We start from the raw sequence: 6148 nt of genomic DNA on the forward strand, positions 1-6148 counted from the left end.
CGATCTGCTGCGCATCCCGCGGGCGCAGTGCTTCGAAGACCTCCCTGATCACGCTCAGGCGAGCCACCGGTCGACTACGCGTGCCACCTCCCGCCCGTTCTCCTGTTCCATCACGTTCATGTGGTTCCCCGGCACCTCGACCGTCTCGTCGGCGAAGGGGATCTCGTGCCGCCAGATGGGGTGGTCGGGACCGACGCCGTCGCCCTCCGAGGGGAGCGGGTCCAGCGCCCGGACGAACAGCATCGGCGCCTTCGTCGCGCGCGGGGTGAACGTGTCCAGCACGTTGAGGTGGCCGCCCATCCCGGTGAGCCGGGCGTGGCCGATGCGGCCGAAGAAGTCCTCGCGCGCGAACATCTCGTCGGCCAGGGTCGGCTCGATCAGCGGCAGGTCCGCGTCGAAGAAGTACGTGTCGACGAGGACCACGCCCGCCGGGGTGCGGCCGCGGTCCTCCAGGCGCAGTGCCGCCGCCGTGGCCAGCCAGCCCCCCGCCGAATAGCCGACCAGCGCGAACGGCTCCCCGCCCGCGGCGCGCTCCACCGAATCCGCCAGTAGACCGGCCATCGCGTCGAACGACGCCGGCAGCTTCTCCCGCGCGTCGGCGTACCCCGGCAGGTACACGACCGAGACGTCCCTGACGCCTTGCAGTTCGGCCGCGAACCGCGCGTAGTGCAGCGGGCTCGACGACGCCGCCAGCGTGGGGATGCAGATCAGCCGCGGCCGCGCGGGGCCGGTGGCCAGGTTGACCGGCGGCGGCAGTTCCGCCAGGTATGCCGCGTCGTCGTACTTCGGCCGCAGCCGCGCCGCCGCGCGGAGGAACTCGTTGCCGGCGACGATGTCCCGCCGTTCCCAGGCCTGGCGGTACAGGGCGTTGACGGTGTCGCCCGCGTCCGCCGGAGCGGCGGGGCGGCCGGGCGCCAGCTCCCCGGCGAGGCGGCCGGCCAGCGCCGCGGGCGTGGCCAGGTCGAAGACGACCGACACGGGCAGCCGCGTCCCGGTCGCCGCGGCGAGGCGGTTGCGCAGTTCGACCGCCGTGAGCGAGTCGAACCCGGCTTCGAGGAAGGGCTGCCCGGCGGTGATCGCGTCCGCGCCCGCGTGGCCGAGCACGACGGCGGCCTCCTGCCGCACCAGCTCCAGGACGCGGGCCCGGCGGTCCTCCTCGGACAGTCCGGCGAGCCCGCCGGCGAAGGACCCGGCGGAATCGGGCGCGGTTTTCGCCGCCCGCCGGACGGGGGTCCGGACCAGCCCGCGCAGCAGCGCCGGCACCCGCTCGCCGGAGTTCCGGAGCGCGGCCCGGTCGAGCCCGATCGGCACCACGACCGCCTCTTCACCGGCGAGCGCCGCGTCGAAGAGCCGCAGACCATCCTCTTCGGACAGTGCGACGACGCCGGCGCGGGCCATCCGGTTCCGGTCGGCGGCGCCGAGGCCGCCCGCCATGCCGTCGTCCTGCTGCCACAGGCCCCAGGCGAGGGCCGTGGCGGGCAGGCCGTCGGCCCGGCGCCGCCGGGCCAGCGCGTCGGCGAAGGCGTTCGCGGCGGCGTAGCCGGCCTGTCCCGGCGCGCCGAACTGGCCGGCGGCCGAGGAGAACAGGACGAACGCCGCCAGGCCGAGGTCCCGGGTCAGCTCGTCGAGGACGAGGCCCCCGTCGACCTTCGGCCGCAGGACGGCGTCGAGCTGTCCGGGCCGCAGCGAGGTGAGCACGCCGTCGTCGAGCACGCCGGCGGTGTGCAGCACGGCGGTGAGCGGATGCGCGGCGGGCACCCCGGCGAGCAGCGCGCGAACGGCGTCCCGATCGGCGACGTCACAGGCGGCGACGGTCACGTCGGCGCCCGCGCCGGTCAGCTCGGCGGCGAGGTCGGCGGCCCGTTCCGGCCGCCGGGCGGCGAGCAGCAGGTGCCGCACCCCGTGGTCGCGGACGAGGTGCCGGGCGAGCACGCGGGCCAGGTCCCCGGAGCCGCCGGTGAGGAGAACGGTTCCGTCGCGGTCGAAGGCGACCGGCCCGGCAGAGGCGGCGGCGGTCAGCCGGGGCACGCGGGCGGCGCCGTCGCGGAGCACGAGCTGCGGCTCACCGGTGGCCACGGCGCCAGCGAGCGCTTCGGCGGAGGCTTCGGTGGCGTCGCTGTCGACGAGGACGAACCGGTCCGGGTGCTCCGCCTGCGCCGACCGCAGCAGGCCCCAGAGCGGAGCTTGGACCAGATCGGGAGCGGGGGCGGCCACCGCGTTGCGCGTGACGAGCACGAGTTTCGAGCCGTCGAACCGCGCGTCTTCGACCCAGGAACGGGCGAGGGCGAGGGTGCGCTGGACGGCATCACGAACGGCGGCGGCGCGCACGGCCCCCGTGCCTGTGCCGCCAACGGCGGACGCAGCCGGGGCGGCGCCGCGATCGGCCGAGCCGACGCTGCCCGGGCCGGCGCCGCGCGGGACCGTTGCACCCAGGCCGGCGTCGGCCGTGCCCGAGTCACCGGCAGGTACCGCGGCCAGCACCACCGGCGGCACCGCCGCCCCCGCGTCGAGGGCCCGGCCCAGCTCCGCCAGGTCGCCGTACTTCGCCGATACCGTCACGTGTTCCGGTGCCGGGCCGACCACCGGCCACGCCGCCTGCTCGGCCGCCGCGAGTGGCAGCCGGGGCCAGTCGACCCGCAGGAGCTCGCCCGCCAGGGGCCGGTCGCCCAGCCGGCCGACCGGGCGAAGGACCAGGGACTCCACCGTCAGCACCGGCCGGCCGACCGGATCCCACGCCACCAGCGAAAACGCCTCTTCCCCGGCTGGGGCGAGCCGGACCCGCAGGCTCGTCGCCCCCTCCGCGTGCAGGCGGACGCCGCTCCACGCGAACGGCAGCCGCGGTACTCCCGGCTCCGCCGCCGACGCGAGGCGTGCCGCCGCGTGCAGGGCCGCGTCGAGCAGGGCCGGGTGGAGGCCGAACCCGTCCGCGTCGACCGGCAGCGTCACCTCGGCGAAGACCTCCTCGCCCGCTCGCCACGCGGCGTCGAGGCCCTGGAACGCCGGGCCGTAGCCGAGTCCCGCGGCCGCCAGGTCGTCGTGCAGCTCCGGGACGGACAGCTCCTCGCCCGCCGGTGGCCAATCCGGTGCCTCGCCGGGCACCTCGCCCGCCGCCACGAGGACGGACCCCGTCGCGTGCCGCGTCCACGGCCCTTCGCCGGTCTGCGCGTGGACGCCGACCGTGCGGCGGCCCGACGGCTCGGGCGCGCCGAGCACCACCTGGACGCGGGTCGCCTCGTCCGGCAGGACCAGCGGGGCCTCGAGCGTCAGTTCTTCCAGCTGCCCGCACCCGGCTTCCTCCGCGGCCCGCAGCACCAGCTCCACGACGGCGGCCCCCGGCAGCAGCCGCTTGCCCAGCACCTCGTGGTCGGCAAGCCACGACCCGGCCGCGGCCGGAAGCCGCCCGGTCAGCACCAGTTCACCGGTCGACGGCACCGGCACGCACGCGATGAGCAGCGGGTGCCCGATCGCGGTGAGCCCGGCGGCTTCGACGTCCCCCGTCCGCGGCGGCTCCCGGAGCCAGAAGTGCTCGCGCTGGAAGGCGTAGGTCGGCAAGTCGACAGTGCAGCCCTCCGCGACCACCGCCGCCCAGTCCGGCGCCAGCGTCGTGAGCGCGCCGAAGAGCGCTTCCGGCTCCGGCCGCCCGTCCCGCAGCCCGGGCACGAAGCGGATGTCGCCGGTGCACGCCGGGCCCATCCCGGACAGCACGCCGCCGGGCCCGAGTTCCAGGCCGGTCGTCACGCCCGCGGTCCGCAGCTCCTCGACGGCGTCGGCGAAGCGCACGGTCGCACGGACGTGCGTCACCCAGTAGTCCACGGTGGACATATCAGCGGCGCGGGACACCGTCGAGTGCACCGGGATCCGCGGCTCGGCGAAGGTGAGGCCTTCGACGACGCGGCGGAACTTCGCCAGCATCGGCTCCATCAGCGGTGAGTGGAACGCGTGCGACACGGCGAGGGCCTTCGTCCGGCGGCCCTGCCGGGCGAACGTCTCCGCGATCCGCTCGACGTCCGCCCGCGCCCCGGACACCACGACCGCCCGCGGCCCGTTGACGGCGGCGATCCCGGTCGTGTCCCCCAGGTGCGGGCGCACTTCGGCCTCGGTGGCCTCGACGGCGGTCATCACCCCGCCCGCGGGCAGGGCCTGCATCAGCGCGCCACGGGCGGCGACCAGCGTCGCGGCGTCGTCGAGCGAGAGGATCCCGGCGACGTGCGCGGCCGCGATCTCGCCGATCGAATGCCCGGCCAGCGCGTCCGGGCGCAGGCCCCACGACTCCAGCAGGCGGAACAGCGCGACCTCGACGGCGAACAACGCCGGCTGCGCGTACTCGGTGCGGTCGAGGGCTTCGGCGTCCCCGAAGACCACTTCCTTCACCGGCAACGGGAACCGCGCGCACACCGCGTCGAAGGCCTCGGCGTAGACCGGGAACCGGTCGTACAGCTCACGGCCCATGCCGGCGCGCTGGGCCCCCTGGCCGGAGAACAGGAACGCCACCTTGCCCTCGGCGGCCGGTTCCGCTTCGGCCCGCGCGAGCGCGTCGAGCAGCGCCGTCCGGTCCGCTCCGGCGGCCACCGCCCGGTACCCGAACCGGGACCGCGTGACAGCCAGTGACCGCGCGATGTCCACAACGGACAGTTCCGGCCGCTCCGCCACGAAGGACGCCAGGCGGGCGGCCTGGTCCCGCACGGCCTGGGCGGTCCGGCCGGACAGCACCCATGGGACCACCCCGGTTTCCGGGCCCGGCGCCGGCTCCTCGTCCGAAGGCACCTGCTCGACGATCACGTGCGCGTTCGTCCCGGACAGCCCGAACGCCGACACCCCGGCCCGGCGGGGGCGTCCGGTCTCCGGCCACGCCACCGCCTCGGTGAGCAGCCGCACCGCCCCCTCGGTCCAGTCCACCTGCGGGGTCGGCTCGTCGACGTGCAACGTCCGCGGCAGCACACCACGGCGCATCGCCTCGACCATCTTGATGACCCCGGCCACCCCCGCCGCCGCCTGCGTGTGCCCGATGTTCGACTTCACCGAACCCAACCACAACGGCCGGTCTCCCGGCCGGTCCTGGCCGTACGTCGCCAGTAACGCCTGCGCTTCGATCGGGTCGCCCAGTTTCGTGCCGGTGCCGTGCGCTTCGACGGCGTCGACGTCCGAGGCAGACAGTCCGGCGTTCGCCAGTGCCGCCCGGATCACACGCTGCTGCGCGGGTCCGTTCGGCGCGGTCAGGCCGCTGCTCGCGCCGTCGGAGTTGACCGCCGAGCCGCGGATCACCGCCAGCACCGGGTGACCGCGGCGGCGGGCTTCGGACAGCCGTTCCAGCAGCAGGATCCCGGCCCCTTCGGCCCAGCCGGTGCCGTCCGCCGCGGCGGCGAACGGCTTGCACCGGCCGTCCGGGGCGAGGCCGCGCTGCCGGGAGAACTCGAGGAACGCAGCCGGCGTGGCCAGGACGGTGACCCCGCCGGCCAGTGCGAGCGTGCATTCCCCGCGCCGCAGCGACTCGCTCGCCAGGTGCAGCGCCACCAGCGCCGACGAGCACGCCGTGTCCACCGTGATCGCCGGGCCTTCGAGACCGAGGGTGTAGGCGATCCGGCCGGAGGCGATACCGCCGGCGCTGCCCGTGCCGAGGAAGCCCTCGAGTCCTTCCGGCGCCCTGCCGTTCCAGACGCGGGCGCCGTACTCGGTGTAGATGACCCCGGCGAACACTCCCGTGCGGGTGCCGCGCAGCGACGCCGGGTCGATCCGGGCGCGTTCCACCGCCTCCCAGGCGGTCTCCAGCAGCAGCCGGTGCTGCGGGTCGGTGGCCAGTGCCTCGCGCGGGCTGATCCCGAAGAACCCGGCGTCGAACTCGGCCGCGCCGGGCAGGAACGTGCCCGCCGCGGTGGTGGACGTGCCGGGGTGGTCGGGATCGGGATCGAACAGCCCGCCGAGGTCCCAGCCCCGGTCGGCCGGGAAGTCGCCGACCGCGTCGACGCCGTCGGCGACCAGCCGCCACAGCTGCTCCGGCGACTCGGCCCCGCCGGGGAAGCGGCAGGCCGTCCCGATGATCGCGATCGGCTCCCTGGCCCGCTCTTCGAGTTCGCGCTGTTTCTGCCGGGCGTCGCGTGCCTCGGCGACCGCGCGCTTGAGATAGGTGCGGAGCTGGTCCTGCTCGGCCATG

1 pseudogene is annotated in these 6148 nt (G+C 75.9%); it reads right to left on the bottom strand.

Annotated elements, in window-relative coordinates:
• Positions 1 to 54 precede the first annotated feature (54 nt).
• Positions 55 to 6048 (bottom strand): annotated as a pseudogene (locus ACLJOU_RS42435) (type I polyketide synthase); the annotation flags it as partial.
• Positions 6049 to 6148 lie beyond the last annotated feature (100 nt).

The organism is Amycolatopsis sp. cmx-4-61, assembly GCF_046548775.1.
Classification (GTDB): Bacteria; Actinomycetota; Actinomycetes; order Mycobacteriales; family Pseudonocardiaceae; genus Amycolatopsis.